This is a genomic window from Streptomyces sp. NPDC051677, from assembly GCF_044453465.1.
Classification (GTDB): Bacteria; Actinomycetota; Actinomycetes; order Streptomycetales; family Streptomycetaceae; genus Streptomyces.
The window spans coordinates 1-16223 of the sequence record NZ_JBITCT010000017.1 but is presented as its reverse complement, the minus strand read 5'-3'; the positions used below and the strand labels follow the sequence as shown (position 1 = coordinate 16223).

The 16223-nt window shown below is 70.7% G+C and carries 19 protein-coding genes; all 19 read left to right on the top strand.

All coding sequences use genetic code 11. The features are described 5' to 3' along the window. Positions 1–141: 141 nt before the first annotated feature. The 19 genes from ACIBAF_RS21305 (at position 142) to ACIBAF_RS21215 (ending at position 15587) form a co-directional block, all read left to right on the top strand. Positions 142–921, top strand: coding sequence for a hypothetical protein (locus tag ACIBAF_RS21305; RefSeq protein ID WP_399464799.1), 780 nt, complete (start codon positions 142–144; stop codon positions 919–921). Then, complete coding sequence (locus ACIBAF_RS21300; protein ID WP_399464798.1) at positions 921–1322, top strand: hypothetical protein; 402 nt, start codon at positions 921–923, stop codon at positions 1320–1322. The genes ACIBAF_RS21305 and ACIBAF_RS21300 overlap by 1 nt, the downstream gene beginning before the upstream one ends. A 96-nt stretch (positions 1323–1418) precedes the next feature. Then, a complete protein-coding gene (locus ACIBAF_RS21295) occupies positions 1419–1580 on the top strand; it encodes a hypothetical protein (protein WP_399464797.1) in 162 nt (53 codons plus the stop codon). Between the two features lie 24 nt (positions 1581–1604). After that, positions 1605–1985, top strand: a complete 381-nt coding sequence (locus ACIBAF_RS21290) for a hypothetical protein (RefSeq protein WP_399464796.1) — start codon at positions 1605–1607, stop codon at positions 1983–1985. Continuing rightward, positions 1982–2785 (top strand): DUF317 domain-containing protein, encoded by an 804-nt coding sequence (locus tag ACIBAF_RS21285; RefSeq protein ID WP_399464795.1) that lies wholly within the window; start codon positions 1982–1984, stop codon positions 2783–2785. Before ACIBAF_RS21290 ends, ACIBAF_RS21285 begins: the two co-directional genes overlap by 4 nt. A 31-nt stretch (positions 2786–2816) precedes the next feature. Then, a complete protein-coding gene (locus ACIBAF_RS21280) occupies positions 2817–3173 on the top strand; it encodes a hypothetical protein (RefSeq protein WP_399464794.1) in 357 nt (118 codons plus the stop codon). Then, on the top strand, positions 3164–3991 hold the full coding sequence (locus ACIBAF_RS21275; RefSeq protein ID WP_399464793.1) for a DUF317 domain-containing protein: 828 nt from the start codon (positions 3164–3166) through the stop codon (positions 3989–3991). Before ACIBAF_RS21280 ends, ACIBAF_RS21275 begins: the two co-directional genes overlap by 10 nt. 76 nt (positions 3992–4067) lie before the next feature. Then, positions 4068–4616 carry a hypothetical protein gene (locus ACIBAF_RS21270; protein ID WP_399464792.1) on the top strand — a complete coding sequence of 183 codons (549 nt, stop codon included), beginning with the start codon at positions 4068–4070 and terminating at the stop codon, positions 4614–4616. 18 nt (positions 4617–4634) lie between these two features. Then, positions 4635–5381: a DUF317 domain-containing protein gene (locus tag ACIBAF_RS21265; protein ID WP_399464791.1), complete on the top strand. Its 747-nt coding sequence runs from the start codon at positions 4635–4637 to the stop codon at positions 5379–5381. Positions 5382–5416: 35 nt separating this feature from the next. Then, positions 5417–7210: a type IV secretory system conjugative DNA transfer family protein gene (locus tag ACIBAF_RS21260; RefSeq protein ID WP_399464790.1), complete on the top strand. Its 1794-nt coding sequence runs from the start codon at positions 5417–5419 to the stop codon at positions 7208–7210. A gap of 92 nt (positions 7211–7302) precedes the next feature. Continuing rightward, positions 7303–7782 carry a hypothetical protein gene (locus ACIBAF_RS21255; RefSeq protein ID WP_399464789.1) on the top strand — a complete coding sequence of 160 codons (480 nt, stop codon included), beginning with the start codon at positions 7303–7305 and terminating at the stop codon, positions 7780–7782. A gap of 19 nt (positions 7783–7801) precedes the next feature. Continuing rightward, entirely contained in the window at positions 7802–8401 is a 600-nt protein-coding gene (locus tag ACIBAF_RS21250; RefSeq protein WP_399464788.1) for a hypothetical protein, read from the top strand. A 25-nt stretch (positions 8402–8426) separates the two neighbouring features. Further along, positions 8427–9269, top strand: a complete 843-nt coding sequence (locus tag ACIBAF_RS21245; protein ID WP_399464787.1) for a hypothetical protein — start codon at positions 8427–8429, stop codon at positions 9267–9269. Beyond that, positions 9266–9739: a hypothetical protein gene (locus ACIBAF_RS21240; RefSeq protein WP_399464785.1), complete on the top strand. Its 474-nt coding sequence runs from the start codon at positions 9266–9268 to the stop codon at positions 9737–9739. Before ACIBAF_RS21245 ends, ACIBAF_RS21240 begins: the two co-directional genes overlap by 4 nt. Positions 9740–9904: 165 nt before the next feature. After that, positions 9905–10840 (top strand): alpha/beta fold hydrolase, encoded by a 936-nt coding sequence (locus ACIBAF_RS21235; RefSeq protein ID WP_399464783.1) that lies wholly within the window; start codon positions 9905–9907, stop codon positions 10838–10840. A 23-nt stretch (positions 10841–10863) separates the two neighbouring features. Beyond that, a complete protein-coding gene (locus ACIBAF_RS21230; RefSeq protein ID WP_399464782.1) occupies positions 10864–11736 on the top strand; it encodes a hypothetical protein in 873 nt (290 codons plus the stop codon). Further along, positions 11736–13013: a DNA cytosine methyltransferase gene (locus ACIBAF_RS21225; protein WP_399464979.1), complete on the top strand. Its 1278-nt coding sequence runs from the start codon at positions 11736–11738 to the stop codon at positions 13011–13013. The genes ACIBAF_RS21230 and ACIBAF_RS21225 overlap by 1 nt, the downstream gene beginning before the upstream one ends. Next, the gene (locus ACIBAF_RS21220; protein ID WP_399464781.1) at positions 13013–14152 is read left to right on the top strand and encodes a DnaB-like helicase N-terminal domain-containing protein; all 1140 of its coding nucleotides are present in this window, start codon (positions 13013–13015) and stop codon (positions 14150–14152) included. Before ACIBAF_RS21225 ends, ACIBAF_RS21220 begins: the two co-directional genes overlap by 1 nt. A gap of 64 nt (positions 14153–14216) precedes the next feature. Further along, the gene (locus tag ACIBAF_RS21215; RefSeq protein ID WP_399464779.1) at positions 14217–15587 is read left to right on the top strand and encodes a DUF317 domain-containing protein; all 1371 of its coding nucleotides are present in this window, start codon (positions 14217–14219) and stop codon (positions 15585–15587) included. Positions 15588–16223: the final 636 nt, after the last annotated feature.

Here is a 16223-nt window from a genome sequence, read left to right as displayed (position 1 = left end):
GCACCGGGCAGGTGCCCGGCGCAGAGCGCGAAGCGTCCGCTGGATGCTTCCACCCGCCACGGCAGCGCACGTGCCGACCCCGCCTCCGGCATCGCGGGCCTGCGCCCCTCACCCCCGCCCGCTCCATTACTAAGGAAGACATTGCACGACCACGACCACGACTCCGATCCCGGCCGCCTCGCCTCGTTCGCCGACGTCCTCGCCGGCGAACTGCCCGGCACCTGGAGCAGTACCTACCACCCGCCCGAGCGCAAGGACGATCTCGCCGAACTGGCCGACCACATCTGGGACATGGACCTCGTCGCCGAATCCCTCGCCGCGCACCCGATCCGGCACGCGGCCGTGCTGACCCGCAAGGACGGCGCCCAGCTGGTTGTCATCGACCGGCACGACGAGCGGGACGGCTTCCTCGTCGCCGCCGTCGCCCCCCGTGACATCCCCGGGCAGGCGTTTGGCGGGATGCGCGAGCCGGACGGCATCGCGCTGAGCGACGACCCGTTCCTGAGCGCCGAGACGGTCGCCGGTGACCTGCTGGCCCGCTACGACGCCGCGCTCACCCAGGTCCGGCACAACTCCATTGGCCTGGCCCGCCAGCCCGACGCTACCCAGCCGTCCCAGGCGGAGCGGGTCGTGCTCACCTGGCAGGCCGACGGCAGCCTCGCCACGGCCCCCACCAGCAACATGGTCGCCGCCGTCCTGGTCGCCAACGGCTTCGTCCACGACGAGCAGACCGGCACCTACCGGCTGAACGGGGACGACACCGCCGTCCAGGCCCGAGCCGTCCGCAAGATGGGCGAGCAGCTCGCCGCCCAGGGCCTCACCACCGCGCTCCAGCACCCTGCGGCGCGGCCCGCGCCCACGTCCACCGCGCCGGCGGCCCCGCCGCCCCAGAGACGCACCTCGACCCTGCGGACCCGGTGATGGGCAACCGCGCCGACGACGAAGGTACCGACGTCGAGATCTACTGCAAGCCCTTGACCGACACCGTTCACGCCGACACCCCCACCGGTGCGCCCGAGGAGCTCCTCGCCCTGCTCGACCGTCTCGGTTTCGAGCGCAAGACCGCAGTGACGGCCGGGCCCGTCTACATCTGGCACGAGGCGCCGGCGCACCTCACCGAGGACGAGAAGAAGCAGCTCGCAACCCGAGCCGTCCCCGCACTGATCACGGCCGGATACGAGGTCTTCCTTCCTGACTACCTCTTCGACCCCGTCGTTTATCAACAGGCCGTGCACGACATATGCACCCGCCAGGTACGGCCCCAGCCCCCGAAACCTGCTCCAGCAGCCGCAGTCACCGCTTCGCCTCGGCGTGCCCCCTAATAGGCCCGAACGGCGGCCCTGGCACGTGCCGGGGCCGCCCCGGGGCCGCCGCAGCACCGACCGGAGAAGCCCGTAGCACCCCGCACACCACCGCCGATGTCCCGCCGCCTCACACCCCGCCTCGCCACCGCCCTGTTCCGCCGCTATCTGCGCGCCTGCATTCCCACCGGCCCCCGCCGGATCGTTCCGCCGACCGGCGCACACCCCGAGGCCAGCCTCGACGAAGCCCGGCGGATCGGCCACCGCCACCACCACTGACCCTCAATCCCGCCCCGGAGGGCTATGCCCCACCCCGCCCCGAACCCGGACCGGCTGGCCGACGAGATCGCCCGTCAGCTCGGCCAACTCTCCGACCACCTCGTACTACTCCCGGCAGGTGAGGCCACCCGCGTCATCGCACGTGTCCTTAACCCCGAAGACGGAGTCCTCGGCCGTTTCACCCACCTCGTGGCCACCGGCAGCGTCTTCGCCAAAACTCAGACCGAACGCGGCTCCCTGCCCGCGGAGGTGTGGCTCGCCCTCGGCCGGGCCGCCAACGAACTGCATGACATCGGCCTGGATCTCGACGAGCACACCGACACCCTCCAGCGCCTCCACGCCCGCCCCGCCGTGACGGCCAAGCCCCCGACCGCTGCGCCGCTCGTCGTACGGCGGCGCCGGTGAAGCGAAAACAGTGGCAGGGCTGGGGGCCGGGCGAGCAAGCAGAGCAGCACTACCTCGTCCAGCCCCGTGCCCTCGCCGGGGGCGGCGACCTCAGGCACGTCTCGGAGTTCCTGCGCGCCTGCGGGTGGCAGGACAAGTCCAAGCGCAACGGCCCGCTCGTTCTCGACAGCCCCGACCGCACGATCCGGATCGGCTACAACCCCTACATGCTGCCAGGCGGTTGGACGATCCACAGCAAGGCCACCGCTCACCAGGACGAATGGACGGTGTCCTTGGGCCGGCAGACGCCGGTGGAGATCGTCGCCGGACTCACCGACGCCCTCACCCGCCCCCGCAGCGCGCACGCCCCCAACGTCTGGGCGCCGCTCCAGGAGCAACACTGGAAGACCGACCGCGGCGACGAACACTTCATCGCCACGAGCCCCGACGGGGCAGCCTGGATGCAGTTCCACCACGACCGCAGCGGCCAGGCCATCTGGTGGTCTGGGGCACAGGATGAGCAGGGCAACGGCTGGACAGCCAGCTTCACCGCCTCCACCCCCATGCATCTGGTCCAAGCCTTCTCCGAAGCGCTCGCCAGCCCCGACCCCGTGATGCGCCCGCGGGGCCGTGTCCCGCACAGCACGCGGATCCGCACCACCTCCGTCTCCGTTCTCCCCTCCCAGCTCAGCGCCTGGCAGCAGGCCCGCGTCCACGCCGGCCGCGCCGCCACCTGGGCCCGCAACTCCTGGGCTGCCAGCCAGCCCCGCACCACGACCCGCCCCCACGCCAGCGCCGGCCGCCCCCGCGCCCGCCGCTGACCGGCCCCCTTCTCCCTTTTCAAGGAGCCCTGTGCCCGCACTCACCCCGGACGACATCCACACCGCCACCGAAACCCTGTCCCGGCTCACCGAGTACCTGCACGACGCCCCCAACCCCGCCGAGGCACTCGCCCTTGTCGAGCCGCTGCTGGATGAGTACACCGGCGTCCCCGTCCAGCTCGGCGACACCCTGCGCGCCCTCGCCCGCGCCGTACTCGACCACCCGAACACCCCGCGCACACCCGAGACGCACCTCCTGATCGCGGAGCTGCGCACCGCCGCGTGGGAGCAGACCGACCAGCACACCCTCCACTACGTCCTCGACGACCTGCGCACCCTGCTCGACAACGACTCCCCGAACACGCCGGAGTGCAGCCGATGCCGGTGAGCGAGCGGCAGCTCGCCGAGTTCGCCGACAAGCGCGCCTGGCAGATCCCCTTCGACACCAGTCCACGCCACCTCGCCGGCCCCGGCGACGCCCGCCACGTCACCCACGGCCTCGCAGCCGTCGGATGGACCCGCACATCCGACCCGCTGAGCGCGGAAATCGTCCTGCGCAGCCCCGATGGCCGTCACAGCCTGCAGCTCGACCCGCAGTCCGCCACCTCCGCCTGGTGGCGGCTGCGGGCCGAGCCCACCGACACCGAACCGGACTGGTACGCCGAGTTCGGCGAACTCGTCCCCGCCGAGATCCTGGCCAGCGTCACCGACGCCCTCCTCTGCCCGCCGCGCGCCGAGCCCCCGGGCCCCTGGCAGGCACTGTCCTCGGCCGCCTGGAAGCTCGACCAACAGAACAGCGCCCACTCGCCGGACGGCATGTGCCACATCGAGCTGCGTTCCCTCGGCGACCGCGATACGCCGTCCTGGCACATCGAGACGCGTGAGCACGGACACGGCCATCCCGTGGGCCCCCGGATCTGGCACGCCTGGTTCGACCATCACACGCCCTCCCACCTGGTCAGCGTGTTCGTCACCACACTCACCGACACCGCCCCGCTCCAGCGCGGCATGTTCGAGCGCACCGCCCACTACAGCGCCGTCAAGGAGCTGAGCCCGCTCAGCCCGCAGCAGGTGGTCGACGCGCACACCGCCCGCCTCGATGCCCTGCGCATCCAGGCACGCGCCGCGCGCCGCCGCCAGCGGCCGGCCACTACCCAGCCCCTCGGGCCGCCACCCAAGGCCGCAGCACCTCCCGTCCGGCGCTGACCCACCGGCCGTACTCCGAACCCCGTCACCTCCCAAGGAAACCGCCATTCCCGCACCCTCCAATGCCCACCGCGCGTTGCTCAAACAGCTCGGCCGCTTCCTGCGCGACAGCCAGAAGATCCTCGACTCCTGGGACGCGTACTCCGACGAGCACACCGACCTCGACGGCTGGCCCTACGACGAGGACGCCTACGGCCGGCGCGCGAGCCTGCGCGACGCAGCGACCGCCGAGGCGTTCGAGAGCGTCCGCGACGGCGCGCACCATCTCCTGGCCACCGCCCAGATCCAGCTCACGCACCTGCCTGCCCGTACGGTGCAAAGCCGCTGGGTGTGGCAACTCGGTGTTCTGCACGAAGCGCTCGACCGCCTCGATGCCCTGCACGAGAAGTGGCTTCAGACCCGCGACAGCCTCCCCGCCGACGCCCACCCTGGCACCCCGGTGTTCGATGACGTCCTCGCCGCTCACTACGCCGAAGCGTGGAGCTCCCTCGACGACTGGGCCACCCACGGCCACGCCATCGGCGACATCAACACCGCCGCCCGGCACGCCCCCTCCACCTTGGCCCCGCCGCCGACCACGACCGCGGCCCCCGCAACCGGCCACGCCGGCACGGTGCGCAGGTGACCGTGCCTCAGACGCCCTGTGGAGGTCGACTTCGTCGCCCCGCGTCACCTGGCCGGCGCCGGCGATCCCGCATGGGTCACCGTCCCCCTGCACCGCGCCTGTGGCTGGAGCTACGGCCACGACCCCCTGCAGCCGCGCGTGATCCTCTCCAGCCCCGGCCAGAAGGCCCGCTTGCGTCTGGAGCCCGATCCCGACGGGCAGTGGTGGACCCTGCATCACGCGCCCGAGCGGGACCGGCCGGCCTGGTACGCCAGCTTCGGGGCCCGTACCCCGGTCGAAAGCATCGCAGCCCTGACCGACGCCCTGACCGACCCGGCCGCAGACGCTGCCGTCGACGTCGGCCCCTACGAGCCGCTCATGAAGGCCGGCTGGACGCCCCTTCCCGACAAGGACGGGCTCGTCTCGCCCGACGGCAAGGCCCACGTCGAGCACTACGTCAGCGCAACGTCCAACTGCTGGTGGACCACCACCCTACTCAGTGAGAGCCAGGGACCGGTGTGGCAAGCCCGCTTCGGTGAGCACACCCCACTGCACCTGGTCACCGCGTTCACCCGCGCGCTCGCCGACCCCAGCCCCCTCCCACACACCGGCAACGCACTCAGCATCCGCGGCTACGGCACCAAGCTCATCATCCGCACGTACCGGGAACTGCCTGCCGTCCAGGTCGCCTTGGCCCTGGAGGACCGGGTGCACGCCCTAGCCGCCCGACGTGCCGCCCCGCCTGCCCCGCGACGTCCTCCGACCAACCCGGGCCACACCCGCTGATCGCCGTCACCGCCTCCCGGAAGCGCTCATTCCCTTTGCCTTCTCCCGCTAACAGCTCCTCCACCGACGGGTACGACGTCGCCTTCCGCCTCCTTCTGGGAGTGCTCGGCGTCGTCGTACCCCTGTCTCACCTCGCCTGGCTCAGCGGCAACATCACCGCCTGGGCCACCGGACACGACTGGGCGCCCTACCAGCCGACCACGGCCCTCCTCCATCCCGACCAGCTCTGGCCGCAGGCCGGAGAAACGTCCCTGTTGATCGGCGCTCGCATCGTCCCGATCACAGCCCTGCTCGCGCTCGGTGCCGTGGCCGGCGTGCTGTTCTCCCGCCACAAGAACCGCGGTGGCGGCCGGAAGAAGAAGATCGCCGGGATGGCGAAGCCGAAGGACATCGAGCCCCTGATGGCCAAAGCGATCACCGCCAAGGCCCGCTCCCTGCGTCCGAGTCTGAAGACCGCCAAGCACATCGATGCGAAGGACACCGGCATCCTCCTCGGCAACCTGCAGGGCACACGGCACGAGGTCCGCATGGGGTACGAGGACGTCGCGGTGGCGATCATGGCGCCGCGCTCCGGCAAGACGACCAGCCTCGCGATCCCGTCCATCCTGGCCGCCCCAGGACCGGTTCTGCTGACCTCCAACAAGGCCGCCGGCGACGCGTATACCGCCACCCTCGACGCCCGCGCCGGAGTGGGCCGGGTCTGGTCGATGGATCCGCAGCACATCGCACACGCCGCCCGCGAGATGTGGTGGAACCCCCTCGCCGACGCCAAGACGCTGGACGGGGCCGGACGCCTGGCCGGCCACTTCCTCGCCGCCTCCGTGGACGCGAGCCAGCAGGGCGACTTCTGGTCCAAGGCCGGATCGAACATCCTGTCCCAGCTCTTCCTCGCTGCCGCGCTCGACGACCGCCCGATCACGGACGTGATGCAGTGGCTGGCGTTCCCCGCAGACCGCACACCGCTGGACATCCTCCGGGACCACCGCCTCACGGCCGTCTCCGCGCAGCTCAAGGGCACCGTGGAAGGCCCGCCGGAGACCAGGGACGGCATCTATGAGACGGCCCGCCAGTACGCCGCCGCGCTGCTGAACAGCGAGATCGCCGCGTGGGTCACCCCACAGAAAGATCTTCCGGAGTTCCGCCCGTCTCAGTTCGTCACCTCCACCGACACGCTCTACCTGCTGTCGAAGGACGGCGGAGGAGGAGCATCAGCGTTGATCGCCGCGTGCGCGGACTCCGTGATGCGGGCGGCGACCGCGCAGGCCGAACGCGCCGGCGGGCGTCTCGACCCGCCGATGCTCGCGATCCTCGACGAGGCCGCCAACGTCTGCAAGATCAGCGATCTCCCCGACCTGTACAGCCACTTGGGCTCGCGCGGCATCATCCCGATCACCATCCTCCAGTCCTACCGCCAGGGCCAGAAAGTCTGGGGTGACGCGGGCATGGACGCCATGTGGTCCGCCTCCACCATCAAGGTCATCGGCTCCGGCATCGACGACCCGGACTTCGCCGACAAGCTGAGCCGGCTCATTGGCGACCACGACGTGGAGACCACCTCCACCTCCCGCTCCGAGTCCGGCCCGTCGACCTCCGTGTCGATGCGGCAGGAGCGGATCCTGCCCGCCGACGCGATCCGCGCCCTGCCCAAGGGCACCGCCCTGTGCTTCGCCACCGGCATGCGCGCCGCCATGCTCGACCTGCGCCCCTGGTACCTGGAGCCCGGCGCCGACGAGCTGGCCGCCGCCTCCGCCCGCGCCTCAAAGGCCATCACCGCCCGCGCCGTAGCCAAGGCAGCGCCGAAACAGAGCGACTTCGGGCCCGCGGCCTAGGAGCCCGGTCCTGAGCGTCCTGTTCTTCCGCAACTTCCGTCAGGAGACGGCTCATCGCCCCGTATGAACCCAGCGATCTCGACGATCTGACTGTGCACGCTGCGCTCGACGCGGTCATCGCCGACATCCGCGAACACCAAATCGCTGGCGGCCCCGGTGGGTTCTTCACCGCCCTGCGCCACATCGAGCTGCTCGGCCACCTCGCCATCCGCCTCGCCGGAGACGCCCACCGCCACCTCAACGAGGACCAGCAGATCTCCTCCGCCCGGCATCCGGCCGAGACCCTCAGCCAGACCGCAGGACATGTCGGCCGTGCCGTGGCCCACTACACCCTGGCCCTCACCCCGCTCGCCGCACGCGCCAAGCCCGGCGCCCGAGCCTCCCTCGACTGGCAACTCGACGCGATCGACCGCCACAGGGACCTGCACGTGCACCTGAGCCACGCCCACCAGGCCCTGGACGAGGCCCGCGCCTCACTGACCGGCCTCAACCCCGCACCTGAATCCAACGTTTCCACTCCACCACCGCCCACCACAGCGGCGCGCACCACCCCACGCCCGCCTCGCCGCTGACCCGACCACCCGGACTGCCATGGCCATCACCGACCACCACGACGTCTTCATCGGCTCGACCGACGACGGATGGACCTTCGTCATCGTCAACCGCCCTATCCGCAACGCCGCCCGCATGCTGACCGGGGCGGGGTTCACCGCCCGCGAGCACCAGGGCCGCACGCTCTACCTCCTGCCACCCCAGACGGGCGAGGACGCGCACGAACGCGCCGGTGTCGCGGCCTACGGGCTCATGGCCCACACCCTGGACCTCGTCGACCTCGCCTGGACCACGCGCCACCCCAGCGGCGCCAACGGTGCCGAACCCGAGGCGACCATCCGCTTCCGCGACGGCACAGTCACCGCCACCGCCCTCACGGACCGCGCCGGCGATGTCCTCGCCCAGAACGGCTTCACGCCCACCAAGGCATCGCAGGAGTACACACTCCCTGCCGGGCTGAGCGAATCCGACGCCGTGAATGCGGTCATCCGCGCAGAGACCCACCTCTACTCCTACGGCGTCCGCGTGCGCGTCGACCTCGGGATCCCAACCCTCCAGGGCATCCCGCCCGCGCCCTCTCGCCCTCCGTCCGCGCCGGCGCTGCCCTCCCTGGACCAGGCCCAGCGGCGCCGCCGCTGACCACCTCTTCCCCCGGAACAGCACCATGCAACAGATCGATCTGAACGCCGAGATCGCCCGCCTGCGGCAGCTCGGCAGCGATTTCGAGGACCTGCACAGCGAGATCCGCTCGCTCACCCTGACACCCGGCACCGACGCCCGGCAGCAGCTCACGTCGAAAATCGTGGCCACCCACGAGCTGGTCCAACAGGCCATGGAACGCCTCGGTGCCCTCGACGGCAGCCAGTACACCGCGGTCCCCGGCAGCCGCCCGACTCTGGAGGCGCTTGCCTCCGTCGCCTTGGCCGCCAGCATCGCCGCATCCGACCTGGCCTGCGCGCTGGAGGCCAATCCGCTGGAGGGCGCCGCGTTCCCCGGCCCGCCGACCGATGAAGCGGCCGTGCGCCAGGCACGGCACGCGGAGGCGGTCCCGGCCATGGCAGGGCACCTCGCGGATGCCGCCCACCAGCTCGACCTGGCCCACACCGGCTGCTACTACCTCGCCAGCGGCATCACCCGGGACCTGAAGCAACACGCCGAACAGAACCAGAGCCAGGCGACCCCGCCGCCGAAGATCACGGACAGCCAGTACGCCGTCCTCGCCCGGCTGTCCGCAGGCGGCGGCACCCGTTATGTGATCAGCCGATATGGCGTGCCCAAGGCCATCGACAAGGACCGGGCCACCGTGAACGTCGCCACCCTCAACGCCCTGATCAAGCGAGGACTCGTCGCTGTGGACACCACGACGCCTTTGCACCAGGGCCAGCGCCTCCGCATCACCGCCGAAGGCCACCGTGCCCTCGCTCAGCACAAGCCCACCACGGCCCCCACCCGAACAGCGGCGGTGACGCCTCCAGCAGCGAAGCAGTTGGCGGGACGTACGCGATGACAACCAACCCACCTGACCCGCCGTCTCCTTCCACCGGGCACGGCGACCCCCAGCCCTGCGGTCCTGCCGAACCGCCCTTCTCCGCCGCCGAGTTGTCCGCCATCGCACGCCGTATGACGTGGCAGCAGCGCGCCGCCCTGCGGGTTCTCGCCCGGACACCCAGTCGAGTCCGGCAGCGGACCAACGGCTCGCCGTACGTGGACACCCAGACCTCGTCGCACATCGCGATCACCACGTGGCACATCCTGGAACGCAAGGGCCTGGCCTACCGCGACCACACCGCCCACCCCACGTCCCTCCTCAGCCAACGCCTGGCCCTGACCCACAAGGGACTGGCCGTCCTCAACTACCACGCCCAGGCCACCTACCCGTCCTCTGCAACCCGGCTGTGGCCACCCACTCCGCCGCGGCAATTCACCTCACACCCCACCGCTCAGGACGGCAGCACACCAAGTGCCAGCCGCCGCTGAGCAGCCGGGCCCGAGAAGCCACGCTTCTCCGCCCGCCCGTTTCACGTGACCAGCCGCCATGCGGGCCGGACGACTTCCCACGACAGCGCCGCGTGGACGGCGCACGGCTGGCCCCAATCCCCCTTTCCGGAGTCCCTCTGTGCTCAATCCGCGTTCTGCACGGAGGTGTTGTCGGTCTCCGCCGCTGACGGCACTGCGCTGTCCGTCTACCGCGACACCCCAGCCCGCCCGCGGTCCGACGGCGCGACGATCGTGCTGGTGCACGGCGCGTCGGTCACCGCCGACCTGTGGCGCCTCCACACCCGGCACCTGACCAGCCTGGGCTTCAACGTGCTGCGCTACGACCAGCGCGCGCACGGCCGCACCCCGCGCGGCCAAGCACCGCTGACCATCGAGCAGCTCGCCGACGACCTGCACCACATCCTGCGCGCCCTCGCCCCCACCGGACCGCTGGTGCTTGCCGGCCACTCCCTGGGCGCCCTCATTCTGCAGGAAATCGCCGCCCTGCACTCCCAGCTCCTGCCCCGGCTCCGGGGCATGGTGCTGCTGTCGGCCACCGCCCACGGCGCGAGCGTTATGCCCGGCCGGAGCCCGCGCGCCCTGCTGCTGGCCGCCGGACGCAGCCTGTTCGCCCTGACCTGCACCCACGCACCCCAGGCCGTGGACCGGGTGCGACGCCTGCTGCCCGACACCCACCGCTACACCCTCACACCCCGCCCCGGCACCGCGCCTGATGGACCGCCGCCGTGCCGCCACGGCGTACGCCACACCCCCACGGCCGATCTCGCAGCGCTCTGGCAGTCCCTGCGCCGCTATCGGGCCCGCCACCTGCCCGCGCTGGAGCAGCTCGGCGGGCGGCTGCTGCTGATGGCCGGCGCAGACGACCAGCACATCCCCGCCGCCCACAGCGCACAGCTGGCCGACCGCCTGTCCGGCGCCCGCCTGGAGATCCTGCCCCGCACCACGCATGCCCTGCCCATCCGCCACCCGGCACTCATCAGCGCCCGCATCGCCCAGCTCGCCGCCGGGCCGCACTCTGACTCTCACCTCCCGAAGGACCCGTCATTTCCGAACTTCCCGCTTTCCGAGCAATTTCACTAGGCGCAGGGATTCAGTCCAGCGCTATGCTCGCTCTGTCAGCCGAAGGCGTTCTCCCGAAGGTCGACTACGCGATTTTCGCCGACACGGGCTGGGAACCCAGGGCCGTCTATGCACACCTGGACCGCCTGCAACGCGAAATAGCCGAGCCCGCAGGCATACCCCTTCTGCGCGTCTCCTCGGGAAACATTCGCAAGGACGCCCTGGACCCGGACCACCGTTTCGCCTCCATGCCGCTCTACGTCCTCAATAAGGACGGCAGGCCCGGCATGACCAGGCGCCAATGCACCGGGGAATATAAAATAAAGCCGATCAAGAAGAAGGTCCGGGAACTACTCGGTTTTCCCTATCCGGCACGCATTCCCAAGGGCGTGTTCGTCGAGCAGTGGGTCGGCATTTCCACCGATGAATTCCATCGGGCCAAGGACGCCGACGTGCAGTACATGCGCAACCGGCATCCGCTCATCGACATGGGCTGGTCGCGCTCCGACTGCATGCGCTACCTGACCTCGCTCGGACTGGCCGACACGCCGAAGTCGAGCTGCCTCGGGTGCCCGTTCCACGGAAACGCCCAATGGCGAAATATCCGCGACAACTCCCCTGAGGAATGGGAGGACGTGGTGGAGTTCGACGCGGCCATCCGCCAGGGAAACGCCCGAGCCAACGCCACCGGCAGCAGGCTGCTCGGTGAGGCGTTTCTCCACCGCTCCCGCGTCCCTCTCAGCGAAGCCCCGATCGACCACGTCACCGCCGCCGAATGGGCAGCGATGCAGCAGGAACTCACCGACACCGGACCGGACCTTGAGGAGCTGGAGCAGGGCGTCATCGATGGCTGTTCACCGTGGGCCTGCCGCGGTGAAGTCGAGCCGGTGCAGGACGACTTCGGACTGGCCTCTTGATCACCCTGGACCTGTTTGCGGGACCGGGTGGATGGAGCCACGCACTGAACGTCCTCGGCGTCCGGGACGTGGGCCTGGAATGGGACGAGTGGGCCTGCAAGACCCGTGCGGCAGCAGGGCAGTTGACGATTCGCACGGACGTGGCCATGTATCCCGTCTGGCCTTTCCTCGGACGGACCGTCGGGCTGATCGCGAGTCCGCCGTGTCAGGCGTGGTCGATGGCCGGCAAGCGCCTCGGCCTGGTGGACCAGCCGCTGGTGCACCAGGCTGTCGCGGATCTCGCCGCCGGCCGCGACACCCGAGCCAAGCTGCTCGCCTCCTGCCAGGACGAGCGCAGCCTGCTGGCCGCCGAGCCCATGCGCTACCTAAACGCCCTGAACACGGTGGGCCAGCCGGAGTGGGTCGCCATGGAGGAGGTCCCCGACGTGCTGCCGCTGTGGCGCCAGTACGCGGCCATCCTCCGTCGGTGGGGATTCTCCGTGTGGACCGGCATCCTCAACGCCGCCGACTACGGCGTACCCCAGACGCGAAAGCGCGCCATCCTGCTCGCCTCCCGGGTCCGTACGGCCGAACCGCCCGCGCCCACCCATGCCCAGGTCGCCGAGCCCGAGTCGCTGTTTGGGCCGGGCCGCTCCCGCTGGGTGTCCATGGCTGAGGCCCTCGGCTGGGGTGCCACCGACCGGCCCGTCCCCACGGTGTGTGCCGGCGGTGGACCAGGAGGCGGCCCCGAGCCCTTCCCTTCCGGCTCGCGCAAGACCCTCTCCGACGCCCGCGACCGGGGCACCTGGGCACCCCGCGCTGACGGGATCGTCCTGCAGTCCCGCCGGGAGGGAGCAGGCTGGGTCACCCGGTACGGAGTCCGGGACAACCGGCTGGCCGACGCCCCCGCTCCGACCTTCACCGCGGAGGCGCACCGCTGGTCCTGGTCGCTGCGCAGCAACAACCAGGCCAACGCCACTGTCAGATCGATCGAGGAGCCGGCCGGGACGCTGTTCTTCGGGCACCGCGCGAACGAGTGCACCTGGATCGCCGAGCCTGTCGGCACCCCGCCGGAGAACGAGACGGAGGCCACGCCGCCCGCGCCGGAGCCGATCCGGATCACCGCACGCGAGGCCGGCCTCCTCCAGACCTTCCCCGCCGACTACCCGTGGCAGGGAAACAAGGGCCAGCAGTTCTCCCAGATCGGCAACGCCGTGCCCCCGCTGCTCGCCGGCCACCTCCTCGCCCCGCACCTGCGCGTATCCCTCAACCCCGACGACTTCACCCTGGCCGCCTAATGCCCCTCACCCCCGCCCCCGACGAACCCGAGGACGACCTCGACGACCTGCCCGACACGCATCCGCCCCAGCCCGTGTACTACGCCGAACAGGCCCTCCTCGGCGCCCTCCTCCTCGAACCCCACCGCCTCACTGACATCGCCGGGATCGAGCCCGCCTCGTTCTCTAACTACGCGCACGGCGCCCTGTTCGCCGCAATCCGCGCCCTGCCGGCCCCCGACCCGAACCACCACGCCAAGGACACCACCTGGCTGAACGCAGTACTCACCGCCGCCCGCGAGCACGCCCGCGGGCTGACCGCCTCCTACCTGCACACGCTCATCCAGATCTGCCCGTTGCCCCGGCACGCGTCCGCGTACGCCCGGATGGTCGAGACCGAGCATGCCCTCCGTACCCTGCGCGCCCACGCCGAGCGCCTCGCGCATACCGCGACGGACGGCACGCTCCCGCACCCGGTGCCCACTACCCTCGCCGAAGCCGACGCCCTCGCCCGCGCCGTGGACGACATCGCCGCCAGGTTCCCGTCGCACTCCGGCTCCCTGCCCCGCACCCCCGCACCCCCGTCGGCGACCAACTCCGACAACGATAAGGAAGCGGTCGAGGAGGAGCGGCTGCTGCTCGCGACCGCGACGGCGCACCCTGCTGACGTCGAGCAGATGCGGTGGCTGACCGCCGACGATTTCGCCCACCCTCTGCACGCCGGGCTGTGGCAGTGCCTGACCGCTCTGGCCCGGCGCCGTGCCCCCGTTGACCCGGTCACCGTCCTGTGGGAGGCCCAGCAGCGCGGTCTCCTCGCATCTGGGGCCGAACCGGCAGAGCTGCTCGACCTCCTCAGCGCACCGGCCGGTTCCGCTGAGTACTGGGGCGAGCGGATCCTCCAGCGCTCCGTCCTCGCGACCGCGCGTCACGTGAGCCTGCGCATCGAGGCGTTCACCGATGACCCGGCGATGACGCCGTACCAGCTCATCCTCGGCAGCCGCCGCGCGCTCGCCGAACTGTCCGCCGCACGCGCCCGTTGGCACCACGCCACCTCACCCGCACCCACGACCACGCTCGCTCCCGCGCCCACCAGGGCCGCCGCGCCGCCCCGGGCCGGCCCGCCACGAACGACGGCGCCACCCGCCCGTATCTCCCGCTGACCCCGAACCCGCTGGTGGCTGGCCCTTCAACAATCCGGCCACCGGCAGAAGCGAGCACCCCTTCGTGACAACCTCCTCCGCCGAGACGCACGTCCGCCTCGACACGCACCCCACCCACACCAGCGCCGTAACCGCCACAATCACCGGCCCCCAACGAGAGCCGGCCCGCGCTGCGCTGATCGCCCGCGGGTTCGAGGGTCTCGACGACGAAATCCTGGTCATGGCCCGCATCGACCACGAGGAGCCCTACTGGGCCGAGAAGGCCGTACAGGCCCTGGCCGCAGACGGCTTCATCACCGAGATCACCCCCCGGCTCCGTGAAGCGATCGATGAGGAGTGGACCTGTGCCAACCACTCGATGCCCTGGTACACCCGAGCGGAAATCCGAGAGAACTCCAACGAAGCCCAGAAGATCCACGACGACATCCGCCACGGCCGGCTCATCATCCACGCCCACGCCCACGACAACGGCACCACCGTCGCCGTCGCCACCTACCGCGACAACGGCAAGAGCGTCTACCTCCACGGCGAGAACCACCTGCGACAGATCGCCGACACCTTCGACTCGCCCGCCCAGGCCCTCACCGCCTTCGAACGCCTCCACCACGACACCATGCGCCCCGGCCCCGCGCCCATGACCGACACCGAACGCGCCGCCGCCGAAGCCCACACCACGCTCGACACACCGACCACAACAGCCGAACCGCCCGCCCAGAAACCGGAGATCGTGCCGGCCTATGCCGCCGATGCCGGCGACCACGACGTCCTCCTCGACCAGTTCCTCGCCGCACACGGCGACTGGGAAAAGTGGCGCACCTGGACCGACGACACCAGCCACGCGATCCACGAATCACAGACTCTGCGCATCGAACGCGTCCACGAAACCGATCCGCGTGAGGCCGCCTGGACCGTGGCCGCATACGAGACACCCGTCTCCGACCGGATGTGGCACCTCACCGCGACCGGCACCACCCCCGCCCCCGTGCTCCAGGCCCTGCTGCACCACCTCGCCGAAGGCGACGCATGGGACACCGCCATCGGCAGCCCCGTCGACGAGAAGACCGTCACCGCCGCCACCAAACCCCTCACCGACGCCGGATGGAAGCACACCGTCGACGGACGCTGGATCCGCTGGACAACCCCGTCCGGGGACGTCGGTATCCAGTTCGACGCCTTCGCCGCCCAGACGCCGCACAGCACGCTCGCCACCTGGACCATCTGGGCCGGCCCCAGCATCGACCACCCCAACTGGACCGTCACGGCATCCCGCTACACCCCCAGCGTGCTGCTGGCCGACCTCGCCGAGAACCTCGCCCACGGCACCGGGCATCGGACGTACACCCCCGTGGAGGTGAAGCACCCCGCGCACCTCACCACCGCCCCCACAGGACCGCCCCACAGAGCAACAACAGCGCAGTCGAGCCGATCCCGCTGAGGGAGTTTGACCCGTGCCCAGCCCTCGGTCACTGCGCACAGTTGGCCGGGCATCGGTCATCGAAAACCGACGGGCAGGGGATCGGGCTTCGGGAGCGAGACTATGGTGAGACCGGTGGCGGCGCGACGGCGTCACCGCAGAATGATGGGAGGCAGGAGTTGACAGGTGGCAAACGCTGACCGGCTGCCGTTGCCGCTCAGACCGGACGCGCGGCTTTGGATGACCGTCTCGCCGCAGCGGAGGGTTCTCGGTGTTGTGCACAACATCACGTCAGCCACCCGGCTCCTGGACCTTCTTGCGGTCTTCGACGGCGACGATCGGATTCAGGTTGTCTTCTCCTGCACAGATTCCTCCGCCTTGGACGGAGGCGTATCCGATTTCTTGCTCCGCCGGGGAATGCTGACGATTCCTTGGCAGGTCGCCGTCGCGGAGAATTTCGACCTCGCTCTCGCTACAAATCGAGGCGGAGACTTGCACAAGCTTCGTTTTCCGCTGATTGGCGCACCCCATGGGGCAGGATATAATAAATACTTGAGCCGGGAGCCGGGAGCCGGGAGCCGGGAGCCGGGAGCCGGGAGCCGGGAGCCGGGAGCCGGGAGCCGGGAGCCGGGAGCCGGGAGCCGGGAGCCGGGAGCC